This window comes from Dactylosporangium maewongense (assembly GCF_039531485.1).
Lineage (GTDB): Bacteria > Actinomycetota > Actinomycetes > Mycobacteriales > Micromonosporaceae > Dactylosporangium > Dactylosporangium maewongense.
This window is the reverse complement of sequence record NZ_BAAAQD010000009.1, coordinates 59,728-80,449: the sequence shown is the minus strand read 5'-3', so window position 1 is coordinate 80,449 and position 20,722 is coordinate 59,728. Positions and strand designations below refer to the sequence as shown.

Genomic DNA, 20,722 nt, shown 5'->3' with positions numbered 1-20,722 from the left:
CTGGGGCAGCGCCTATCGGGGGAGGCGGCGCATGCCACGACCGTACTTTTCTTTGTCAGCACCAGATTCCAGCCCACTGGCGACGCTGGACCCTGTCAGCGGGGAAGCCCGCCGCGCCGCGTCCGCCGCCGAGTGGCAACGCCGCCGCGATGCGAAGCAGCGAGCCAGGGCGGAGTTCGCGGAAGCCCGCACGCACGGCCTCGCCGCCCGCCACGCGACCAAGCTGACCCGCCTCCGCAACGCCCAGATCCTGCGCGAGCTCGACCATCCCGCCCCACCACAGCCACGCCCATCTGGACCACCCGCCGCCCGAGGCGGAGAAGGTACGGGAGCAGGAGGACGAGCTCCGGGCGGCCTCGCTGCATATCCACCCCGGCCCAGACCAGCCGCAAGCACACCACCCAGACCAACTACCGCCCCACTGCCACCCAGACCAACTACCGCCCCACTGCCACCCAGACCAGCCGCTGACACACCACCACCAAGACCAACCACCACACCACCTCCACCCGGGCCGGCCGCCGGCACACCAAGGCCCGGACCGGTCGCGACCGCCGGCCCACAGGCACCCAGACCACCGGCGACAACGCGCCCATCACCACCCCATCGGACGTCAGCAGTTGGCTCATCACCCAACCCACCGGCTGGAACGCGCCTGTCACCACCCAGCCGGGCCTCAGTGGTCGACTCACCACCCCGACCACCAACGACCACCAGTTCGCAGGCACCTGCACCAGCCACCACTGATCCGCAGGCACCTGCACCAGTCACCGCAACAGGCCAACCGCCAGCCGCTACGGCCGCGGGCGCGCGTTCGGCGTCGCGGCCACGGACCAAGGCTGGCGCGCAGGCTCTCAGACCAACTACCGCACCATCGCCGCTGTCATCGCCGCCGTCATCGCCACCCACGGTGGCACCGACCATCGGACCGCCACCGGCTCGACCCGGTGCCAGCATCCGTCCACATCCGCCCAGCCCGGCGGCCGAAACATGTCCACCAGTGACAGCCGCGGGTTCGACCTCGGCCCGACTGGTCGTCGACGACCGCCAGCGTTCACCTGCGCCTGCCGCAACCGGCAGTCCACGGTTGCTCGGGTCGGCCGTCGCTGTTGCTGGTCCGGGCATCGCTGCTGGTTCACCATCACCTCATCCGCCGGAGTCCGCTGACTCACCGCCACCTCATCGGGCGGCGTCGTTCGCTCGGCGTGGTCTCGTCGGGTTGCCCTCGGCGGTCTGGCGCCTCCGGCCGGGCGAGCCACCGCCGCGATGGTCTTGCGCAGCGGCGAACCATGTCGGCGCCCCACCGTCGTCACGCCCGCCACCACCATCACCACCGCGGCGCGATCGCGCCCAGACAGCTGCGACCGGCAGCCACCATCGACAAAGGAGCTACGACCACGACACTTCCGCTTGCCGGTTTCCGCTCGGCGCCGCGGGCTGCCGACGTCACATCTTCGGCTCGGACCGGCGGCATTGGTGCCGGCCACCACCGGAAGGGCCTCCGCCACATCGGGGGCTGGCGGCAGCAGTCCGTCGGGCCGACCAGGTGGGCCGTCCACCTCCGCATGGATTGCCGGCCTGCGTTGGTGTTCGTTCGTCGGCGATGGACTGGCGCTCGTCGATCACCGCGCGATTGAGCCGGGCGCCGTCGTTGTGGTTTCGCTGGGCACGTCGTCCGCTCCAAGCGCGTCGCCGTCGTCGGCTCGGCGCCGGCTGGGCCGACCGTGATCGCCGGGGACGAGGGGCTGCGCAGGCTGGGTGCGGAGTCGGCCGGGCGCGGGATCGGTTACGCAAGGCCGGTTACGCAAGGCCGGTTACGCAAGGCCGGTTACGCAAGGCCGGTTACGCAAGGCCGGCTTCACGGAGCCGATTGAGGCGAGGTCGGCTGGGCGCCGTCGGTTGTGCGGAGTCGATTGGGGCGTGGTCGGTCGAGGCGGGGCCGGTTGGGCAGGGGTTGCGCGGAGCCGATTGCGCGGAGCCGATTGGAGCAGGGCTGGTCGGGGCGAAGTCGGTTGGGGCGGGGGTCGTTGCGGGCTGAGGCGGCTGGTGGTCGTGGGGTGTGAGGGTGTGGGGGCAGAAAGTCCGAGGGCGTGGTCGGTCGAGGTGGGGCGCTCCGTCAGCGGTGGGCTGGGTGGCGGGCGTGAGGGTGCCGCGGTGGGTCCGGTGGCGGGTGGGCTGGCGTGGGGAGGGCCGCCAGGCGTCGGCGTGGGCCTCCCGACCGGCGGCGGGGGCGTTGCGATCACTGTCGCGGCTGGTGTGGGGAGGGCTGGCGGCGTCGTGGGCTTCCTGAGCGGCGGCGGGGGCGTTGCGATCACTGTCGCGGCTGGTGTGGGGAGGGCTGGCGGCGTCGTGGGCTTCCTGAGCGGTGGTGGGGGCGTTGCGATCACTGTCGCGGCTGGTGTGGGGAGGGCTGGCGGCGTCGTGGGCTTCCTGAGCGGTGGTGGGGGTTGTGATTGCTGTTGGGCGGAAGGAGGGTGCTTGATTCTTCTCTACTTATACGATAGGAATTGCATACTTTGCTGGAGCGAGGGTTGAGTGGGGAGTGCCGTGGCAGGCGGGTATGGGCGGCGGGTGGGGTTGCGGGTGCTCGCCGTGGTTGTGCTCGGGGTGTTGTGGCAGGTGACTGCGGTGGTCATGGACAACCCGACGTTCATTCCCTCGCCCGGTGCGGTGTGGGACCGGCTGGTGCAGACGTCGGGCACGCATGACGGGAGCCGGGGGTACAGCGGGCACCTGCTCATCGAGCACCTCGGGGTGAGCCTGCGACGCATCCTCATCGGGTCGGTGATCGGGGTGGCCGGGGGGCTTGTCGCCGGTGTGGTGATGGGGACCGTCGGCTGGGTCCGGGTCGTCGCCGAGCCGGTCGTGACGTTCGTGCGGGCGCTGCCGCCGCTGGCGTACTTCAGCCTCTTCATCATCTGGTTCGGGATCGACGAGACGCCCAAGCTGTGGCTGCTGTCGATCGCCGCCATGCCGCCCGTCGCGGTGGCGACCGCCGCGGCCGTGCATGGTGCGCCGGCCGCGCTGGTCGAGGCGACCCGGGCGCTGGGGGCGAAGCGCTGGCAGGTGACCCGTGACGTGGTGCTGCCCAGCGCGCTGCCCGAGATCTTCACGGGGATCCGGCTCGCGGTCGGCATCGCGTACTCATCCGTCGTGGCCGCCGAGACCATCAACGGCGTGCCCGGCATCGGCGGCATGGTCCGCGACGCGCAGCGGTACTCCCAGACCGACGTCGTCGTGCTCGGCCTCTTCGCCATCGGACTGTCCGGACTGGCTATCGACGCGGTGCTGCGTCAGGCCGAGAACCGCCTCATCCCCTGGCGCGGACGCGCCTGAAAGCAAGCCGAACAACAAGCCGAACAAGCCGAACAAACGATAGGACCAACCCCTTGAGAATCCGAAGCCTGATCGCCACCGCTGCCGTCGCGCTGTCCCTGGCCGCCTGCGGCGACGGTGCCGCCGGCGGCAACACCAGCGCTGAGCAGAAGACCATCCGGATCGCGTACCAGGCGTTCCCCAGCGGCGACCTCATCGTCAAGAACCAGGGGCTGCTGGAGAAGGCGCTGCCCGACTACAAGATCACCTGGACGAAGTTCGACTCCGGGGCGAGCATCAACACCGCGTTCGTCGCCAAGAGCGTCGACATCGCCGCCATCGGGTCCAGCCCCGTCGCCCGTGGGCTGTCGGCGCCGCTGAACATCCCGTACCAGGTCGCGTTCGTCCTCGACGTGGCCGGCGACAACGAGGCACTCGTCGCCCGCAACGGATCCAACGTCAACGCGATCGCGGATCTCAAGGGCAAGAAGGTCGGCACGCCGTTCGCGTCGACCGCGCACTACAGCCTGCTCGCCGCGCTGGACAAGGCCGGCATCAAGGAGTCCGAGCTGACCATCGTCGACCTGGAGCCGCAGGACATCCAGGCCGCGTGGACCCGTGGTGACCTCGACGCCGCGTACACCTGGCTGCCGTCCCTCGACGAGCTGAAGAAGACCGGCAAGGTCCTCATCACCAGCCGCGAGCTGGCCGCCGGCGGCAAGCCGACCCTAGACCTCGGCGTTGTGTCGACCGCGTTCGCGACCGCGCACCCCGACGCCGTCGACGCGTGGCGCAAGGCCGAGGCGAAGGCGCTCGACATCATCGCCAACGACCCGGCCGCGGCGGCCACGGCCGTCGGCAAGGAGCTCAACATCAGCGCCGAGGACGCCAAGCACCAGCTGAGCCAGGGCGTGTTCCTCAAGCCCGCCGACATCGCCAGCGGCACCTGGCTCGGCACCCCCGAGAAGGTCGGTGACCTGGCGAAGAACCTGCTCGCCGCGGCCGAGTTCCTCAAGGGCCAGAAGAAGATCGACGCCGTGCCGGACCTCGCCACGGTGGAGAAGGCCATCTACACCAAGGGTCTCCCAGGTGTCCTCGCCTGACGCGATCACCATCGCGAACGTCGAGCACCGCTACAGCGCGGTCACGGCCGTCGGCCCGATCGACCTGCACGTGCCGACCGGCGCCTTCCTGGTGCTGGTCGGCGCGTCCGGCTGCGGCAAGAGCACGCTGCTGCGGCTGATCGCGGGCTTCGAGCAGCCGACCGCCGGCACGGTGCGCGCCGACGGCGAGGTCCCGGAGCCGGGGCGCGGCGCCGGCCTGGTGTTCCAGCAGCCGCGCCTGCTGCCGTGGAAGACCGTCGGCGGTAACGTCGAGCTCGCGTTGCGGTATGCCGGCGTACCCCAAAAACACCGCCAGCAGCGGGTGCTGGAGCTGCTGGAGCGGGTCGGGTTGCACGACGTCGCCGGGCGGCGGGTCTGGCAGATCTCAGGTGGGCAGCAGCAGCGCGTCGCGATCGCACGGGCCCTGGCCGTACCGAATCCGCTGCTCCTTCTGGACGAGCCCTTCGCGGCGCTCGACGCGCTGACCAGGGAGCGGCTGCAGGAGGACCTGCGGCGGGTCACCGCGGAGACCGGACGGACCTGCGTCTTCGTGACCCACAGCGTCGACGAGGCGGTGTTCCTCGGCAGCCGCGTGGTGGTGCTGACGAGCCGCCCCGGCCGGGTCGCCCTGGACCTGGACATCGACCTGCCCCGCACCGGCGTCGAGCCGGACGAGCTGCGAGGCCTGCCGGAGTACGCGGCGCTACGGACCACCATCGGCCACGCCGTACGCGAAGCGGCCCATGAACGCGAAACGGCCCATGAACGCGAAGCGGCCCAGGGCAAGGCAATCGAGAGGAGCACCCTGTGAAGCTCGACCACCTCGGCCCGCACTTCGGCGCCGACGTGCACGACATCGACCTGGACCGGGCCACCGACGACGAGCTCGCCGAGGTGCGGGCCGCGCTCGTCGAGCACAAGGTGCTGTTCTTCGAAGGGCAGCAACTCGACGACGACGGCCAGGTTCGGCTCGGCCGGCGGCTCGGCGAGCTGACCGCGTCGCACCCCGTCGTGGGTGGCGTCGACGAGGCCCACCCCGAGGTGTACGCGCTCGACAGCGCCGACAACGGCTTCGCCGACGTGTGGCACACCGACGTCACGTTCATGCCCCGCCCGCCGCTCGGCTCTATCCTGCGGGCGGTCGTGCTGCCGCCGTCGGGTGGCGACACCAACTGGGCGGACAGCCAGCTGGCCTATGCGTCGTTGTCCGCTCCTGTACGAGCCCTCGCCGACCAGCTGACCGCCGTGCACGACGGCAACCGGGAGTTCGGGTACTACCTGGCGCAGCGCCGCGGCGGCAAGGGCAGCGTGTGGGACGGCGAGGTCGTCACCCGCCTCGACCCGGTCGAGCACCCGGTGGTGCGGGTCCACCCGGAGACCGGCCGGAAGGGCCTGTTCGTCAATCCCGGGTTCACGTCGCACATCGTCGGCGTCTCGGAGGCGGAGAGCCGCGGCATCCTCGACCTGCTCTACGCGCACCTGACGAAGCCGGAGCACATCGTGCGGCACCGCTGGCGGCCCGGCGACGTCGCCATGTGGGACAACCGCAGCACCGCCCACTACGCCAACCGCGACTACGGCACCGCCCACCGCGTCATGCACCGCATCACGCTGCGCGGCGACGCCCCGGTGGGGCCACACTGAGAGCATGCCCCAGCGCGCACTCGTCCCCCTGCTGGCCGCGGTCCTGCTCGCCGGAGGCGGGTGCTCGTTCAAGGAGCGCGTCTGCGGCTCCGGCGAGCACCCGGTGAAGGCCGTCGGCAACGCCACCGGCCGCACCTGCGTCCGCGACGGCACCGGCCCACCGGCCGGATACGTCGACTACCCCGCAGGCAAGGTCCCCAAGTACGTCGACGACGAGTGGGACCGCTACTGGCGCGACAAGGTCGTCGACGAGCACGGGGCCATCGTGTCGTGACGGGTTAGGGTGTGTGCCGTGACCCGTGTATGGCTGGTGCCCCTCGCGTTCGTGGCCATCGGCGCCGTGGTCGTCGCCAACCAGCTCCGGAGCGGCTCCCCGACCGGCGCGGTGGTCTTCGGGCTGCTCTTCGCCGCGATCGGCCTCGCGTTCTCGCCGCTCGCGTTCCCGCGGCACACGCCCGCGGCCGAGGCGCAGGCGTCGGGGAGGCCGGTCGTCTACTGGCGGCCCGGCTGCCAGTACTGCCTGCGCCTGCGGCTGAGCCTGCTGGGCCGGGCGCGGCACGCGGCGTGGGTCAACATCTGGCGGGACCCGGACGGCGCCGCTGCGGTGCGGGCGGTCGCCGACGGCAACGAGACCGTGCCGACCGTCGTCATCAACGGCTACGCGCAGGTGAACCCGTCCCCCGCCACGGTGCGGCAGCGTCTCCAGCCACGGTGAGCGATGGGCGGGTGACGTTCGAGGCGCTGACCGGCCCGCTGCGTGGTGAGGTGCTCGCGCACTGCTACCGCATGCTGGGCTCGCTGCACGACGCCGAGGACGCGGTGCAGGAGACGTACCTGCGGGCGTGGAAGGCGTTCGAGCGGCTCGCCGACCACGACGGGGTGCGGCCCTGGCTGTTCCGCATCGCCACCAACCGCTGCCTCACCGCGCTGCAGCGGCGCGGCCGCCGCGAGCTGCCCGCCGGCGCCGAGGGTGAGCCGCTGTGGTTGCAGCCGCTGCCGGACGCGCTGACCGGGATCTCGGTGGAGCTGGCGTTCGTGGCCGCCCTGCAGCACCTGCCGCCGCGCCCGCGGGCCGCGGTCCTGCTGCGCGACGTGCTCGGCTTCTCCGCCGCGGAGACCGCCGGCCTGCTCGGCACCACGGTCGCCGCCGTCAACAGCGCCGTCCAGCGGGCGCGGGCGGCCCTGCCCGCGCCTGAGCCGGTGGCCGCCGGGGACGTGGCGGCGGTCGCCGGGGCGTACCGCACGGCCTGGGAGCGCGGCGACGTGGACGCGATCGTGAGCATGCTCGCCGGCGACGCGAAGTATTCGATGCCGCCGTTGCCCGAGGTGTACCGCGGCGCCGCGGCCATCCGCACGTTCCTCCTCGCCGGTCCGGCGCACCACCGGTGGCGGTTCCTGCCGGCCCGGGCCAACGGGCGGCCGGCCTTCGGGACGTACCTGCTGCGCGACGACGCCTTCGTCGCGGCGAGCATCGACGTGGTCACGGTGCGCGGCGGACAACTGACCGACGTGGTGTCGTTCCTCGACCCGACGCTGTTCCCCGCCTTCGAGCTGCCGGCCACACTCGCCGGCCGATGAGCGGCGCCGGCCGATGAGTTTGGCCGGCCCGCGGGGTTGTACCGGTGACAGGTACACCCACGGGAAGGAACCAGCATGCTCCTCGCAGGCAGGAACGCGATCATCTACGGCGGCGGAGGCTCGGTCGGCGGCGCCATCGCGCGGGCGTTCGGCCGGGCGGGCGCCCGGGTGTTCCTCACCGGCCGCACCCTCGCCACCCTGGACGCGGTCGCCGCCGACGTCCGCGCCTCGGGCGGGGCGGCGGACACCGCCGCCGTCGACGCGCTCGACGAGCACGCCGTCGACGCCCACGCGGCGGCGGTCGTGGCCGCGGCGGGCCGGATCGACATCTCCGTGAACGTCATCGCCGACGCCGACGTCCAGGGCACCCCGATGATCGACATGACCGTCGAGGACTACCTGGCCCCGGTCGTGCAGTCGGTCCGCTCGAAGTTCATCACGTCCCGCGCCACCGCCCGTCACATGGTCCGCGACGGCCGCGGCGGCGTCCTGCTGTTCTTCGGCGGCGCCGGCGACCCCCCGCGCGACTTCCACCTCGGCGGCCTGCAGGCGGGCTTCCAGGCCGTCGAGCACATGCGCCGCCAGCTCGCCACGGAGCTCGGCCCGCACGGCGTCCGGGTCCTGACGCTGCGCACCGGCGGCCTGCCCGACTCGATCCCCGCCGACGCCCCGGCCCTCGAGGCCATCGAGAAGTCCATCACCGGCCAGACCCTCCTCGGCCGCGCCGCGACCCTGGCGGACGTCGGCGACGTCGCGGTGTTCGCCGCCTCGGACCTGGCCCGCACGATGACCGGCACCGCCGTCAACGTCACCTGCGGCGCCATGCTCGACTGACAGTGCTGCCCGCCCCGGCTCGGGCCAGGAGCCGGGGCGGCGTCAGCTGGTGATGCCCAGCGCGCCCGTCCGCAGCACGTCGTCCGCGCTCTGCAGCAGGCGGTGGCACAGGTCGGACTCCTCGGCCCAGCCCTGCCAGACGTCGGCATCGTCGGGGATCCGGGCGCGGAGGTGTTCGAACGAGCGGTCCGGCACGGCCGTCCCGGTGATCCAGTCCACGACGGGCGAGTCGCTGACGGCCGGGTCGGCGGTGCGCAGGACGTACCCGAGCGCCACGGCCTCGGCGCGCAGCCGGTCCGCCGAGATCAGCCAGCAGTGATCGCCGGCAAGGACCCGGTCCAGCGGCCGCGGGAGCACGACGACCCCATCGCCGCACGCGGCGAGCAGGTGGTCGAACGTCGCCGCGCGGTCCGGCAGGCGGTCATACGCCTGGTACAGCTCCGGCCCGTACGGCGGGCCGGCGGCCGGCGCGGTGCCGCGGACCGCGACGTGCCGGGCGAGCCAGTCGAGCCGGTCGGACCGCCGGGCGTGCGACGAGTACGCGCCCATCGATGCGCCGAGCAGGCACGGGTCCGTCCCCGGCGGCAGCGGCGGATCGATCTCGGCGACGGACCGCGGCTCCCGGTGCGGGGGCAGCCCGTGCCGCTCCAGCGTGGCGTTGACGGCGTCCAGGAACCGCCGCCGCTCCTCCAGCGGCCGGACGGTCTCGGCGCAGAGGAACAGCCCGACGCCGACGTCGAAGCCCACGCCGCCGGCCTACGGTGCTGCGGTGCCAGCGAGGACGGACTCGACGCCGGTGAGGAAGGTGTGCCACTCGGCCTGCTTCGTCACCCGGGCGCGGTGGCCGTCGGGGGTGAGGGAGTAGACGCGGCGGCGGCGGGGGACGGCGTGCTCCCAGTGGCTGACGACGAGACCGTCACGTTCCAAGCGGTGCAGAGCCGGGTAGACGGTGCCCTCCGGCAGGTCGAACGCGCCGCCCGACCGCTCCCGGAGGGTGGCGATCAGCGCATAGCCGTGCACTGGGCCGGCGTCGGCCAGCACGGTCAGCAGCAAAAGGTCGAGGTGCCCCCGCACATCCATACCTAGAGAGGCTAGGTATAAGATCGGTGGATGTCAACGGTGTTCCTCCTCCTCGCCGGGGTGATCGGCGGGGTGATCGGCACCGCGGGCGGGATCGCGTCGCTGGTCGCGTTCCCCGCGCTGCTCGCCGCCGGGCTGGCGCCGGTGCAGGCCAACGTCGCTAACACGGTGGCGCTGATCAGCGGGGCGGTCGCGGCGTCGGCGGCGTCACGGCAGGAGCTGCGGGCGCACCGGCGCGGGCTGCCCGGGTGGGCCGCGCTCGCGGCGGCCGGTGGCACCGCCGGGGCGGTGCTGCTGCTGGTGACGCCGGCGGACGTGTTCGCGTGGATCGTGCCGGTGCTGGTCGCGTTCGCCGCCGTGCTGATCCTCGTCCGCCCCGTCGCCGGGTCGTCGCCCCACGGCGGGCGGCCGGCACGGCCCGGCGACAGGACGTGGCCGGTGGCGGTCTTCGCGGTCGGCGTCTACAGCGGATACTTCGGCGCCGGCGCGGGCATCCTCACGCTCGCCGCCGTGCTGCACCTGGTCGACGCCGACCTGGTCCGCGCCAACGCGGTGAAGAACGCGCTGACCGCCTGCGCCGGCGTGCTGCCCGCCGTGGTGTTCGTGCTCGCTGCCGACGTCGCCTGGTGGACGGTGGTGCCCCTGGCGGCCGGCACGACGATCGGCGGGGCGATCGGCCCGGCCGTCACCCGCCGCCTCGACCCGAGGGTCCTGCGCGCCGCCGCGGCCCTCATGGGGTTCGCCCTCGCCGCGTGGCTGGCCCTGCGGGCGGCACGCTGACGGGACCCCATGAGGTCCGCCCGCATGACGGCCCTGCGGGTCGATGCCCTCACGAAGTCCGCCCGCGTGACAGCCCCGCGGGCGACGCGCCCGGCGACGCCCTCACGAAGTCCGCCCGCATGGCGGCCCTGCGGGCGGCACGCCGACCGGGCGCCGGACGGCGGGACGCCACGCGGCGGGTCAGCCCTCGGAGCCCTCGCCGTGCCACTCGCGGGCGAGGAGCTCGAAGGAGCGGACCCGGTCCGCGTGGTCGTGGGTGATCGTGGTGACGAGGAGCTCGTCGGCGCCGGTGGCCCGCCGCAACGTGCGCAGCTGGGCCGCGACCGAGGCAGGGTCCCCCACGAACTGCGTGTCCAGGCGGTCCTGGACCAGCGCCTGGTCCTCGTCGGTCCAGGGGGTCGCGGCCGCCTCCGCCGGGGTCGGGAACGGGATCGCGCCGGCGCCGGTGCGGATGCTACGGACCCAGTGCCGGTACGGCGACGCCAGCTGCTTCGCCACCGCCGCAGAGGGGGCGACGACCACGTCCGCGGAGACCACGACGTAGGGCCGGTCGAGGACCCCGGGACGGAAGGCGGCGCGGTAGGCCGCCACCGCCTCGAGGACGGCCGCCGGGGCGACGTGGTAGTTGGCGGCGAACGGCAGCCCCCGCTCCCCCGCCACCGTGGCGCTCTGGCCGCCGCTGGAGCCGAGGATCCACAGCTCGACCTTCGCACCCTCGCCGGGGGTGGCGTGCACGTCGAGGCCGTCGCGGGTGTACGTGCCGGCGATGAGGGCCCGGATGTCGTCGACCACCTCGGCGAAGTCCGGCGACTGCGCACCCGGCTGCTGCAGCAGCTGCGCGAAGAGCGCGAACCGCGGCTGGGTGACCAGCCGGGAGAAGTCGAACGCCGGCGGGATGAGCAGCCCGTCCACGACACGTGCGGGCTGGGCGGCGACCGGCGTGGGTGCGAAGGAGCCGCGCTGACCGGAGCGGCCCAGGCCGAGGTCGAGCCGGCCGGGGTGCACGGCGTCGAGGAGGCCGAACTGCTCCACCACGGACAGCGCGGTCTGGTGGCCGACCTGCACGGCGCCCGAGCCGACCCGGATCCGGTCGGTGGCGGCGGCGATGAGGCCGATGAGCACTGCTGGCGCGGCGCTGGCGACGCCGGGCGCGAAGTGGTGCTCGGCGACCCAGAACCGGTGGTAGCCGAAGGACTCGGCGCGCCGGGCGAGGTCGATGGTGTTGCGCAGCGCGGCGCCCGCGTCGCTGCCGGAGCTGATCGGGGACAGGTCGAGGATGGACAGGGGCACGGTCATGACGGCACCGCCGGGGTGGGGAACGGGCGACTCGGGATCTCGCGTCGCAGTACAGGAGCGACCTCGGCCTGGAAGAGCTCCAGGGAGCCGCGGTGTTGCTTGTCGGTGAGCCCGTCGGCGTCGGCCTGGACGTGCATGACCTCGTGGCCGAGGTGGACGTGGTACCGGTGGACCTTGTCGATGATCTGCTGCGGGCTGCCGACGAGGAGCGAGCTGCGTTCGATCGCGTCCTCGATGGTGTGGAACACCGGCTCGACGCCGACGCGCCGGAAGGTCTCCAGGCGGGCATTGAAGATCGGCCGGTAGGTGTCGACGGCGTCCTGGGACCGTTCGGCCACGTACAACCCGGCGGACCCGGCGCCGACGAGCGCCTTCGACGGGTCGTGCCCGTGGAATGCCAGCCGTGAACGGTAGTGGGCGACCAGGTCGGCGTAGGGCTCGACGGGGTTGGTGACGTTGGCGGAGAAGAGCGGGTCGCCGTGCAGGGCGGCCAGCTCGACGGACGCCTTGCTGGTGGCGCTGCCGTGCCAGATGCGGATCGGCTGCTGCAGGGGCCGCGGCCAGGCCTCGGCCTCCGACAGCGGTGGCCGGAAGCGGCCGGACCAGGTGACCTTGTCCTCCCGCCACAGCCGGGTGAAGAGCTCGTACCCTTCGCGGTTGCGGTCCCACTGGTCGTCCGCCGTGACGTGGAACAGGCGGGCCTGCGCGGCGCCGTTGCCCTTGCCGACGATGAGCTCCAGGCGGCCGCCGGAGAGGTTGTCCAGGGTGGAGTAGTCCTCGAACGCGCGGACCGGGTCGAGGAGGCTCAGCGTCGTCACGGCGGTGAAGAGCCGGATGACGCTGGTGCGGGCGGCGATGTGGCTGAGCACGACCGGCGGCGAGGATGAGATGAAGGGCCGCTCGTGGCGTTCGCCGACGCCGAAGCCGTCGAAGCCGAGCTGCTCGGCGAGGACCGCGTTGTCGACGACCTCGCGCAGCCGCTCGCGGGCCGGCTTCCTGCCGTCGGTGACGATGAGCGTGATGGCGAGGAACTTCACCGCAGCACTCCTTCGGCGAACGTGTACGCCTCTTCCAGATGCGGGTAGCCGGAGAGGATGAACTCGTCGATCCCGGCCGCCCGGTATTCGGCGATGCGGGCGGCGACCTCCGCGTGGCTGCCGACGAGGGCGGTGCCGGCGCCGCCGCGGACCAGGCCGATCCCGGCCCACAGGTTGGGGGCGACGACGAGCCGGTCGCGGTCGCCGCCGTGCAGGTCGAGCATCCGGCGCTGGCCGACGGAGTCGAGGCCGCGCAGGCTCTCCTGCCGCTCGCGGATCGTCTCGTCGGACAGGCCGGCGATGAGCCGCTCCGCCGCGGACCAGGCCTCGCCGGCGGTGGCCCGGGTGATGACGTGCAGCCGGATCCCGAAGCGCACCGGCCGTTCGGCCGCGGCGCGGACCGCGGCGATCTTCTCCGCCACGAGCGCGACGGGTTCGCCCCAGGTGAGGTACACGTCGGCGTGCCGGGCGGCGAGTTTGACCGCGGCCGACGACGACCCGCCGAGATACACCGTCGGCGTGACCGGCGGCGGCTCGCGCAGCAGCCCGCCGTCGATGTCGTAGTGCACGCCGTGATGGTCGAAGCGGGACCCGGACCAGGCGGCGCGGACCACGTCGAGGAACTCGCCGGCGCGCTCGTAGCGGGCGTCGTGGTCGAGCGGGTCGCCGTAGCCGCGCTGCTCGGCGGCGCTGCCGCCGATGACGACGTTGAGCAGCAGCCGCCCCTCGGACAGCCGCTGGAACGTGGCGGCCATCTGCGCGGCGAGGACCGGGGTGATGAGCCCGGGGCGGAACGCGACGAGGAACTTGAGCCGCCGGGTCTGCGCGATCAGCGCGGCCGTGGTGAGCCACGCGTCCTCGCAGTGCGCCCCGGTCGGGGTGAGCACGCCGGCGTAGCCGAGCTGGTCGGCGGCGCGGGCGATCTGGGTCAGATAGTCCAGGGTCGGGGCGCGGAACGTCGCGGAGCGCGGCAGCGGGGCGGTGTCCTGCGCGCCGATGATGCCGCCGTGGGTGCCGGCGCCGACGGCGTGGTCGTCGCCGCCCGTCGGCAGGAACCAGTGGAACACCGGGTCGGTCACGGGGCCGGTCACGGGGTCACTCATGCCGCAGTCCGAGGTGCCCGCGCAGCGTCGTGGTGGTGTAGTCGGTGCGGAACACGCCGCGCTCCTGCAGCAGCGGCACGACGCCGTCGACGAACTCGTCCAGGCCGCCCGGCACGATGTGCGGCACGAGGATGAACCCGTCGGCCGCGTCGCTCTGCACGAACTCGTCGATGGTGGCCGCGACCGTGGACGGGGTGCCGATGAAGGTCTGCCGGCCGGTCACCTCGATGATGAGGTCACGGATGCCGAGCCCCTTCTCCTCCGCCAGGGAACGCCACTGCCGGGCGGTGGCGAGGGGGTCGTCGAAGAGGCGGGCGCGGCCCTTGATGATGGAGTCGTCGTCCGGGACCGGGTCGAAGACGGGCAGCGGGCCGTCGGGGTCGTGGTCGCTGAGGTCCTTGTTCCACAGCTGTTCCAGCAGCAGGATCGCGGTCTGCGGGCTGACCTGCTGCCGCCGGATGTGGTGCGCCTTCTCCGCGGCCTCCGACTCGGTGGCACCCAGCACGAACGTGCTGGCCGGCAGGATCTTCAGCTCGTCGGGGCGCCGGCCGAACTTCGCCATGCGGCCCTTCACGTCGGCGTAGAACGCCTTGCCGGCCTCGAGGGTGCTGTGCCGGGAGAAGATGGCGTCGGCGTCGCGGGCGGCGAACTCGCGACCGGGGTCCGAGTCGCCGGCCTGGATGATGAGCGGCCGCCCCTGCGGCGTGCGCGGCACCGTGAAGTGGCCGCGGATGTCGACGTGCTGTCCACTGTGGACGAATGTGCCCGGGTCGCCGGTACGGGTGAAGGCACCCGACACGCGGTCGGCGACGACCTCGCCGGCGGGCCAGGTGTCCCACAGCTCTCGCGCGGTGTGCAGGACCTCGGCGGCGCGGGTGTAGCGGTCGGCGCGGTCGAGGTAGCCGCCGCGGCGGAAGTTCTCGCCGGTGAACGCGTCGGAGGAGGTGACGACGTTCCACCCGGCCCGGCCGCCGGACAGGTGGTCCAGGGACGCGAGCTTGCGGGCCAGTTCGTAGGGCTCGTTGAAGGTGGCGTTGACGGTGCCGGTCAGCCCGAGGTGGGTGGTGACGGCGGCGAGCCCGGCGAGGACGGTGAGCGCGTCGGGTCGGCCGACGACGTCGAGGTCGTGGATGCGGCCGCGCTGCTCGCGCAGTCGCAGGCCCTCGGCGAGGAAGAAGAAGTCGAACCTGCCGCGCTCCGCGGTCTGTGCGAAGCGGCGGAACGACTCGAACGCGATCTGGCTGCCGGCGGCCGGGTCGCTCCACACGGTCGTGTTGTTCACGCCCGGGAAGTGCGCCGCGAGAATGACCTGTTTCATGCGGTGACCTCCGTGCGGGCGTACCGGTTCCGCGCGGCGGGCAGGCCGAGGTGCCCGCGCAGGGTGGTGCTCGTGTAGCCGGTGCGGAACGCGCCCTCGGCCCGCAGCAGCGGCAACACCTCGTCGACGATGGCCGTCAGGTCGGCGGGCAGCACCCCGGGGCGCAGCCGGAAGCCGTCGATGCCGGCGTCCCGCCACGACAGCAGCAGCGCGGCCAGCCCGGCGGCGTCACCGACGTGGATGTGGGCGTCGCTGGTGTACGGGCCGCCGTCGAGCTCGTCGAGGCGGTCCTTGCGGTCCGGGTCGAGGAACACGACGACGTCGGCGAAGACCCGCGCCGGGCGGGCGGCGGCGGCCAGCGCGGCGGCGTCCTCGACGGATTTCGGGGTCACGTAGAGGATGTCGGCGCCGAGCCCGTAGCCGAGCGGCGTGTGGGTGAGGGCGGTGACGACCGGCTGGCCCTGCGGCGGCCGCGGCGTGATCGAGGGGCCCTTGACGCTGAAGTGCCGGCCGCTGAAGTCGATGTGGTGCAGCTTGTCCCGGTCGACGAACCGGCCGGTGGCGACGTCGCGGATCTCGGCGTCGTCCTCCCAGCTGTCCCACAGCCGGCGGACCACCTCGATGTGGTCGGCGGCCTCGGCGAACAGCTCCGCGATGAACGCCTGCCCGGCCGGCTCGGCGTACGCGGCCGGGTCGATCTCGGGGAACTTCCGGCGGCCGAAGTGCGCGGCCTCGCCGGCCCGCCCGGACACCTGCACCCGCCAGCCGGCCCGGCCGGTGCTCAGGTGGTCGAGGGTGGCGAGCTGGGTGGAGACGTGGAACGGCTCGGTGTGGGTCGTGGTCACGGTCGGCACCAGCCCGATGTGGGTGGTGACCGGCGCGAGCCTGGCCGCGATGAGCAGCGCGTCGAGGCGGCCCTTGACGTGGTCGGCCCGCCCGTCGAGGCCGTCGTGCCGGCCGGACTGCAGGCCGAGGGAGTCCTCGATGGTGACGAAGTCGAGCTTCCCGCGCTCGGCGATGCGGACCAGGTCCAGCCAGTACTCCGGCGCGAACAACGAATCCGGGTGCGTGGACGGGTCGCGCCAGGCGGCGGGGTGCCAGCCGGCACCGTCCAGCGCGACTGCCAGATGGAGCTGCGAGGTCACGCGGGGATCCCTTCCGCGCGGTGCACCGGCTCGTCCCAGTCCAGGACGACGGGTTCGGCGTACGTGGTGAAGTCGGTGGTGTCACGGAAGGCGGGCACCGTGTAGAGGTCGCGGGCGTAGGCCCACAGGTGCGGGAAGTCGGCGAGCCCGGCGCCGTGGCGCGCGAGCGTCACGTACAGCCGGATGTCGGCCTCGGTGATCTCAGGGCCGAGCAGGTAGCGCCGGGTGGCGAGCCGCTCGTCGAGGGTGCCGAAGGCGTCCAGCAGCTCGGTGCTGTCCCGGGCCCCGCGGTTCACGGCCGGGTTGAGCCACTCGTCGAGCTGCTCGATCTCCTCGCGGTGCGCCGCCGGGTAGGTGTCGATCACCGGCGTCGCCAGATGCCGGAACCGGGTCGCGAGGTCGATGCCGATCCCCTTGCAGTCGTTGCTGAGCACCACGCCGTCCGTGCGGTCCCACAGCGTCGGGACGGAGACGTGCCCGTCGAAGTCCGGCTCGGTCGCGTCGTACGCCTGCCGCAGCAGCGTGAACCCGTTGACCGGATCGGGGCCGTAGCGCTCCCGGAAGGCCCAGCCGCGGCCGTCGCGGGCGTTGTCCACATAGGACACGCTGACGACGTCCCGCAGGCCGGCGAGCGCGTGCGCGATCGTCACGCGCTGCGACCACGGGCAGAACCAGCCCGCGTAGAGGTGGTAGCGGCCCGGCGGGGCTTCGGGGTCCACGCGACCGGCGAACCGGTACAGCGGACGGGGGTCGTCCGGGTCCTGGGGAATGCGGTACACGCCGTGGGCCGTCGTGTCGACCGGGCTGGCCAGACGGCTTGAGCGGGGCAGTTTCGACATGGTGGTCCTCCGTTGATCCGGAGCAGCATAGCCAACCAATCCTACGTGGATACTAGGAATTAATCCAGGGGTACGTGACATGGCCGACAGGACCGCCCATCGACCGTTGACAGTCACGCACAGCCACTGCTGCACTGACCCGACGAGAGGCCGCTGACCCACCCGCGGTGCCGGCCCGTCGCTTCGTCGCGCACCTCGAACCCGTCGCGAACCCCCCATTGAGGATGTCCCATGCGTAGATTCCTTGCGTCCCTTGCCGTCGCGGCCCTACTGCTCGGTGGCTGCAACGGCGCCGCCGGGGACCCCGCCGCCGAGGCCACCGGCGCGCCCGTCCAGGGCGGCAAACTCACCTGGGCGATCGAGACCGAGCCCGTCACCTTCAACCCGCACCAGTACGCCCAGGCCAAGGCCCGACTGCTGGTGTGGAACAGCTTCGAGGCGCTGCTCACCCACGACGACAAGGGCGGCTACCTGCCGTGGCTGGCGACCTCGTGGGAGGCGTCCGCCGACGGGCTCACCTACACGTTCAAGCTGCGCGACGGCGTCACCTTCCACGACGGCGAGAAGTTCGACGCGGCCGCGGTCAAGGCGAACCTCGACCAGCTCCTCGCGCCCGGCTACGCCCCGAGCGTCGCCGCGACCCAGCTGAAGTACTTCAAGGACGCCGAGGTCGTCGACGGCAGGACGCTCGCCGTCCACCTCAAGCAGCCCGACGTGCTCATCCTCGACTTCTTCGCCTCCCCGCAGGGCGCGCAGGTGTCGCCGAAGTCGCTGAAGAGCCCCGACCTGAAGGCCGGCGGCCCGTCCGTCGTCGGCACCGGGCCGTTCATCCTCGATCGTTACACCAAGGGCCAGGAGGTCCACTACACGAAGAACCCGGCCTACGCGTGGGCGCCCTCCAACGCCGGCCATCAGGGGCCCGCCTACCTCGACGAGGTCACCTACCGGTTCCTCAAGGAGTCCAGCGTCCGCGTCGGCGCCCTGACCTCCGGCCAGGTCGACGTGATCGAGGGCGTGCCCGCCACGGAGCAGGAACTGGTCAAGAGCGACCCGAACCTGCGCTTCGCCAAGCAGCTCAACAGCGGCACGGCGTACAACCTCTACTTCAACCTGACCCACGCGCCGTTCGACGACATCCGGGTCCGGCAGGCGTTCCGCGACGCGGTCGACGTCGACGCCGTCCTGCAGGGCGTCTACCGCGGCACCGCGACCCGGGCCTGGAGCCTGCTGAGCCCGTCCAGCCCGTTCTACGAGCCCTCGGTGGAGAAGACGTACGGCAACAACCCCGCGAAGGCCAACAGCCTGCTCGACGAGGCCGGCTGGGGCACCAGGGACGGCGACGGCTTCCGCACCAGGGACGGCAAGCGGCTCACCGCGCGGATCGTGCTGTCGGCGCCGTTCGTGCGGGACAAGCGCGACATCCTCGCCCAGGCCGTGCAGGCCGCGGTGAAGCAGAGCGCGGGCATCGACCTGCAGGTCAAGGTCGTCGACCAGGGCACCGCCGCCGACGCGATCGCCAAGGGCGAGTTCGAGGTCTTCGACAACTCCCGCGCCGACACCGACGCCGGCGCCGCGATCGGCCTGATCGTGCCGAAGGGCGCCCCGATCAACCGGCACGGCTACGTCGACCCGGAGCTGGAGAAGCTGATCAGCGAGGCGGCGGCGACCAGCGACACGGCCAGGCGCAAGGCGGCCTACTCCACCGTCCAGAAGACCCTCAACGACAAGGCCGTGCTGCTGCCCCTGTACGCGCCGGCGGACCAGGTCGCCGCGCAGCGGAAGGTCGGTGGCGTGGGCTTCGAGCCGACGGCCGGCGTGCCCGGCAGCGCCTACAACGTGTGGATCGGCAGGTAGCGATGCCGCCGATGCTGAAGCCGGTCCTGCGGCGGCTCGGCAGCGGGGCGGTGGTCCTCTGGGCCGCCGCCTCCGCGGCCTACCTCGCGCTGCGCCTCGCCCCGGGCGACACCGTCGACACCCTCGTCGGCGACGGCCCAGACACGCCGCAGATCCGCGCCCAGATCGCCCGCGACCTCGGCCTCGACCGGCCGGCGGTGGTGCAGTACCTCGGCTACCTGTGGCGGCTCCTGCACGGCGACCTCGGCCGCTCGTACGTGCTGCAACGGCCGGTCGCCGACGTCATCGGCAGCCAGGTCTGGCCCACGGTGAAGCTCACGCTGCTCGCCACCGCGTTCAGCGCCGTCATCGCGGTCGGCCTCGCGATCGTCACGACCGGCCGGGCCCGGTGGCTGCGCGGCCTCGTCTCCGGCCTCGAGCTGTCCATCGTGTCCGCGCCCGGCTTCCTCATCGGCATCCTGCTGCTGAGCGTGTTCTCCTTCCAGCTCGGCTGGTTCCCCGTCTCCGGCGACCGGGACGCGTCCGCGCTCGTCCTGCCGGCCGTGTCGCTCGCGCTGCCGATCGGCGGGCTGCTCAGCCAGGTCATCCGCGAAGGCCTCGAACGCGCGCTGGAGGAGCCCTTCGCGGTGACCGCCCGCGCCCGCGGCCTGACCCGGCTCGCCCTGCTGTGGCGGCACGCCCTGCGGCACGCGCTGCTGCCCGCGGTGACGCTCGCCGGGACGCTGATCGGCTTCCTGCTCAGCGCCGCCGTCGTCGTCGAGCGGGTCTTCGGCCGGCCCGGCCTCGGCGAGGTCGCCACCGAGGCCGTCGGCAACAAGGACATCCCCGTGGTCCTCGCCGTCGTCATGCTCGCCGCCGCCATCTACGTGGTGCTCAGCACCCTCGCTGATCTGGCGTACCTGCTCATCGACCCGCGCCTGCGGAAAGGCTGACCGTCATGTCGATCGCCCTGCCCGCCGTCCCCGCCGTCGAGAGGCCGCGCGGCCGGTCCCTGCGGTGGGCGCCCGGCGCGGTGGCCGCCGGCGTCGTGCTGCTGCTCGTCGCCGTCGCGGCCGTCGCGCCGAGGCTCATCACCGGCGCCGACCCACTGGCGGCGGACCCGTTCCACGCGCTGGAGCCGCCGGGCGGGGCGCACTGGTTCGGCACCGACCAGCTCGGGCGCGACGTCTTCACCCGGGTCGTGCACGGCGCCCGCTACTCGCTGAGCATCGGCCTCGTGTCGACGCTGCTGTCGGTGCTCGCCGGCGGGATCGCCGGGCTGCTCGCCGGGCTGGCGCCGCGCGCCGTCGACGAGGTGCTCAGCCGCGCGCTGGACGTGCTGTCCGCGTTTCCGGAGGTGCTGCTCGCGCTGCTGTTCATCGCGTTCACCGAGCCGGGCACCCCGAGCCTGGTCATGGCCATCGCCCTGGCGTTCGCGCCACGGTACGGCCGTATCGTCCGCGCCCAGACGCTGCTGGTCCGGCGGTCGGGCTACGTGGAGCAGGCCGTCACGTTCGGCCTGTCCCGGGCCCGTCTCGTGTGGCGGCACGTGCTGCCCAACGCCCTCGGGCCGCTGCCGGTCATCGCCACCATCGGGCTGGGCACCGCGATCGTCAACGCGTCCGCGCTGTCGTTCCTCGGCATGGGCCCGCAACCACCGTCCCCGGAGTGGGGCGCGATGCTCGCCGAGAGCCGCAACTACCTGCGCGTCGCGTGGTGGGCGGCGATCCTGCCCGGCGCGACCCTCACGATCACCGTCATCTCGCTCACCGCCGTGGGCCGCCGGCTCCAGCGCCGCTTCGAAGGGAGGCGCTGAC

At 72.8% G+C, this 20,722-nt stretch carries 21 protein-coding genes; 12 read left to right on the top strand and 9 right to left on the bottom strand.

What is annotated here, in order from left to right; genetic code table 11:
* Window positions 1-55 precede the first annotated feature (55 nt).
* Entirely contained in the window at window positions 56-268 is a 213-nt protein-coding gene (locus tag ABD332_RS23070) for a hypothetical protein (RefSeq protein ID WP_344504124.1), read from the bottom strand.
* A 2,303-nt stretch (window positions 269-2,571) separates the two neighbouring features.
* Between ABD332_RS23070 and ABD332_RS23065 the strand changes: the two genes are divergently transcribed.
* The 8 genes from ABD332_RS23065 (at window position 2,572) to ABD332_RS23030 (ending at window position 8,474) form a co-directional block, all read left to right on the top strand.
* On the top strand, window positions 2,572-3,336 hold the full coding sequence (locus tag ABD332_RS23065; protein ID WP_344504123.1) for an ABC transporter permease: 765 nt from the start codon (window positions 2,572-2,574) through the stop codon (window positions 3,334-3,336).
* Window positions 3,337-3,389: 53 nt separating this feature from the next.
* Window positions 3,390-4,418 carry a taurine ABC transporter substrate-binding protein gene (locus ABD332_RS23060; protein WP_344504122.1) on the top strand — a complete coding sequence of 343 codons (1,029 nt, stop codon included), beginning with the start codon at window positions 3,390-3,392 and terminating at the stop codon, window positions 4,416-4,418.
* The gene (locus ABD332_RS23055; protein WP_344504121.1) at window positions 4,405-5,229 is read left to right on the top strand and encodes an ABC transporter ATP-binding protein; all 825 of its coding nucleotides are present in this window, start codon (window positions 4,405-4,407) and stop codon (window positions 5,227-5,229) included. The genes ABD332_RS23060 and ABD332_RS23055 overlap by 14 nt, the downstream gene beginning before the upstream one ends.
* Window positions 5,226-6,062 (top strand): TauD/TfdA dioxygenase family protein, encoded by an 837-nt coding sequence (locus ABD332_RS23050; protein WP_344504120.1) that lies wholly within the window; start codon window positions 5,226-5,228, stop codon window positions 6,060-6,062. The genes ABD332_RS23055 and ABD332_RS23050 overlap by 4 nt, the downstream gene beginning before the upstream one ends.
* Window positions 6,063-6,066: 4 nt before the next feature.
* Window positions 6,067-6,336, top strand: coding sequence for an SCO0607 family lipoprotein (locus tag ABD332_RS23045; RefSeq protein ID WP_344504119.1), 270 nt, complete (start codon window positions 6,067-6,069; stop codon window positions 6,334-6,336).
* 18 nt (window positions 6,337-6,354) lie between these two features.
* Window positions 6,355-6,777 carry a glutaredoxin domain-containing protein gene (locus tag ABD332_RS23040; RefSeq protein WP_344504118.1) on the top strand — a complete coding sequence of 141 codons (423 nt, stop codon included), beginning with the start codon at window positions 6,355-6,357 and terminating at the stop codon, window positions 6,775-6,777.
* 11 nt (window positions 6,778-6,788) lie between these two features.
* On the top strand, window positions 6,789-7,640 hold the full coding sequence (locus ABD332_RS23035; RefSeq protein WP_344504117.1) for an RNA polymerase subunit sigma-70: 852 nt from the start codon (window positions 6,789-6,791) through the stop codon (window positions 7,638-7,640).
* A gap of 75 nt (window positions 7,641-7,715) precedes the next feature.
* Window positions 7,716-8,474 carry an SDR family NAD(P)-dependent oxidoreductase gene (locus tag ABD332_RS23030; RefSeq protein ID WP_344504116.1) on the top strand — a complete coding sequence of 253 codons (759 nt, stop codon included), beginning with the start codon at window positions 7,716-7,718 and terminating at the stop codon, window positions 8,472-8,474.
* A 42-nt stretch (window positions 8,475-8,516) separates the two neighbouring features.
* On the opposite strand, the gene ABD332_RS23025 is transcribed toward ABD332_RS23030, so the two are convergent.
* The gene (locus tag ABD332_RS23025; RefSeq protein WP_344504115.1) at window positions 8,517-9,221 is read right to left on the bottom strand and encodes a hypothetical protein; all 705 of its coding nucleotides are present in this window, start codon (window positions 9,219-9,221) and stop codon (window positions 8,517-8,519) included.
* A 9-nt stretch (window positions 9,222-9,230) separates the two neighbouring features.
* Window positions 9,231-9,554: a PadR family transcriptional regulator gene (locus tag ABD332_RS23020; RefSeq protein WP_344504114.1), complete on the bottom strand. Its 324-nt coding sequence runs from the start codon at window positions 9,552-9,554 to the stop codon at window positions 9,231-9,233.
* A gap of 30 nt (window positions 9,555-9,584) precedes the next feature.
* Between ABD332_RS23020 and ABD332_RS23015 the strand changes: the two genes are divergently transcribed.
* Window positions 9,585-10,334, top strand: coding sequence for a sulfite exporter TauE/SafE family protein (locus ABD332_RS23015; RefSeq protein ID WP_344504113.1), 750 nt, complete (start codon window positions 9,585-9,587; stop codon window positions 10,332-10,334).
* A gap of 180 nt (window positions 10,335-10,514) precedes the next feature.
* On the opposite strand, the gene ABD332_RS23010 is transcribed toward ABD332_RS23015, so the two are convergent.
* Genes ABD332_RS23010 through ABD332_RS22985 form a run of 6 tightly spaced genes read right to left on the bottom strand, consistent with a single transcriptional unit; the run spans window position 10,515 to window position 17,072 of the window.
* Entirely contained in the window at window positions 10,515-11,630 is a 1,116-nt protein-coding gene (locus tag ABD332_RS23010) for an LLM class flavin-dependent oxidoreductase (RefSeq protein ID WP_344504112.1), read from the bottom strand.
* Window positions 11,627-12,667: an LLM class flavin-dependent oxidoreductase gene (locus ABD332_RS23005; protein ID WP_344504111.1), complete on the bottom strand. Its 1,041-nt coding sequence runs from the start codon at window positions 12,665-12,667 to the stop codon at window positions 11,627-11,629. Before ABD332_RS23005 ends, ABD332_RS23010 begins: the two co-directional genes overlap by 4 nt.
* Entirely contained in the window at window positions 12,664-13,770 is a 1,107-nt protein-coding gene (locus tag ABD332_RS23000; RefSeq protein WP_344504110.1) for an LLM class flavin-dependent oxidoreductase, read from the bottom strand. The genes ABD332_RS23005 and ABD332_RS23000 overlap by 4 nt, the downstream gene beginning before the upstream one ends.
* Window positions 13,763-15,088 (bottom strand): NtaA/DmoA family FMN-dependent monooxygenase, encoded by a 1,326-nt coding sequence (locus tag ABD332_RS22995; RefSeq protein ID WP_344504108.1) that lies wholly within the window; start codon window positions 15,086-15,088, stop codon window positions 13,763-13,765. Before ABD332_RS22995 ends, ABD332_RS23000 begins: the two co-directional genes overlap by 8 nt.
* Window positions 15,085-16,233, bottom strand: coding sequence for an LLM class flavin-dependent oxidoreductase (locus ABD332_RS22990; RefSeq protein WP_344504107.1), 1,149 nt, complete (start codon window positions 16,231-16,233; stop codon window positions 15,085-15,087). The genes ABD332_RS22995 and ABD332_RS22990 overlap by 4 nt, the downstream gene beginning before the upstream one ends.
* Entirely contained in the window at window positions 16,230-17,072 is an 843-nt protein-coding gene (locus ABD332_RS22985) for a glutathione S-transferase C-terminal domain-containing protein (RefSeq protein ID WP_344504106.1), read from the bottom strand. Before ABD332_RS22985 ends, ABD332_RS22990 begins: the two co-directional genes overlap by 4 nt.
* Before the next feature lie 231 nt (window positions 17,073-17,303).
* Here ABD332_RS22985 and ABD332_RS22980 point away from each other — a divergent pair, with 231 nt between their 5' ends.
* Genes ABD332_RS22980 through ABD332_RS22970 form a run of 3 tightly spaced genes read left to right on the top strand, consistent with a single transcriptional unit; the run spans window position 17,304 to window position 20,721 of the window.
* A complete protein-coding gene (locus tag ABD332_RS22980) occupies window positions 17,304-18,926 on the top strand; it encodes an ABC transporter substrate-binding protein (protein ID WP_344504105.1) in 1,623 nt (540 codons plus the stop codon).
* Window positions 18,927-18,937: 11 nt separating this feature from the next.
* Entirely contained in the window at window positions 18,938-19,858 is a 921-nt protein-coding gene (locus tag ABD332_RS22975; RefSeq protein ID WP_344504104.1) for an ABC transporter permease, read from the top strand.
* Window positions 19,859-19,863: 5 nt separating this feature from the next.
* Window positions 19,864-20,721 carry an ABC transporter permease gene (locus tag ABD332_RS22970; protein WP_344504103.1) on the top strand — a complete coding sequence of 286 codons (858 nt, stop codon included), beginning with the start codon at window positions 19,864-19,866 and terminating at the stop codon, window positions 20,719-20,721.
* Window position 20,722: the final 1 nt, after the last annotated feature.

Coding starts and splice junctions, on each gene's coding strand:
- ABD332_RS23045 (WP_344504119.1), top strand. CDS start 6,067: ATGCCCCAGCGCGCACTCGTCCCCCTGCTGGCCGCGGTCCTGCTCGCC.
- ABD332_RS22995 (WP_344504108.1), bottom strand. CDS start 15,088: ATGAAACAGGTCATTCTCGCGGCGCACTTCCCGGGCGTGAACAACACG.
- ABD332_RS23010 (WP_344504112.1), bottom strand. CDS start 11,630: ATGACCGTGCCCCTGTCCATCCTCGACCTGTCCCCGATCAGCTCCGGC.
- ABD332_RS23070 (WP_344504124.1), bottom strand. CDS start 268: ATGGTCGAGCTCGCGCAGGATCTGGGCGTTGCGGAGGCGGGTCAGCTT.
- ABD332_RS23020 (WP_344504114.1), bottom strand. CDS start 9,554: ATGGATGTGCGGGGGCACCTCGACCTTTTGCTGCTGACCGTGCTGGCC.
- ABD332_RS22985 (WP_344504106.1), bottom strand. CDS start 17,072: ATGTCGAAACTGCCCCGCTCAAGCCGTCTGGCCAGCCCGGTCGACACG.
- ABD332_RS22975 (WP_344504104.1), top strand. CDS start 18,938: ATGCTGAAGCCGGTCCTGCGGCGGCTCGGCAGCGGGGCGGTGGTCCTC.
- ABD332_RS23030 (WP_344504116.1), top strand. CDS start 7,716: ATGCTCCTCGCAGGCAGGAACGCGATCATCTACGGCGGCGGAGGCTCG.
- ABD332_RS22970 (WP_344504103.1), top strand. CDS start 19,864: ATGTCGATCGCCCTGCCCGCCGTCCCCGCCGTCGAGAGGCCGCGCGGC.
- ABD332_RS22980 (WP_344504105.1), top strand. CDS start 17,304: ATGCGTAGATTCCTTGCGTCCCTTGCCGTCGCGGCCCTACTGCTCGGT.
- ABD332_RS23000 (WP_344504110.1), bottom strand. CDS start 13,770: ATGAGTGACCCCGTGACCGGCCCCGTGACCGACCCGGTGTTCCACTGG.
- ABD332_RS23015 (WP_344504113.1), top strand. CDS start 9,585: ATGTCAACGGTGTTCCTCCTCCTCGCCGGGGTGATCGGCGGGGTGATC.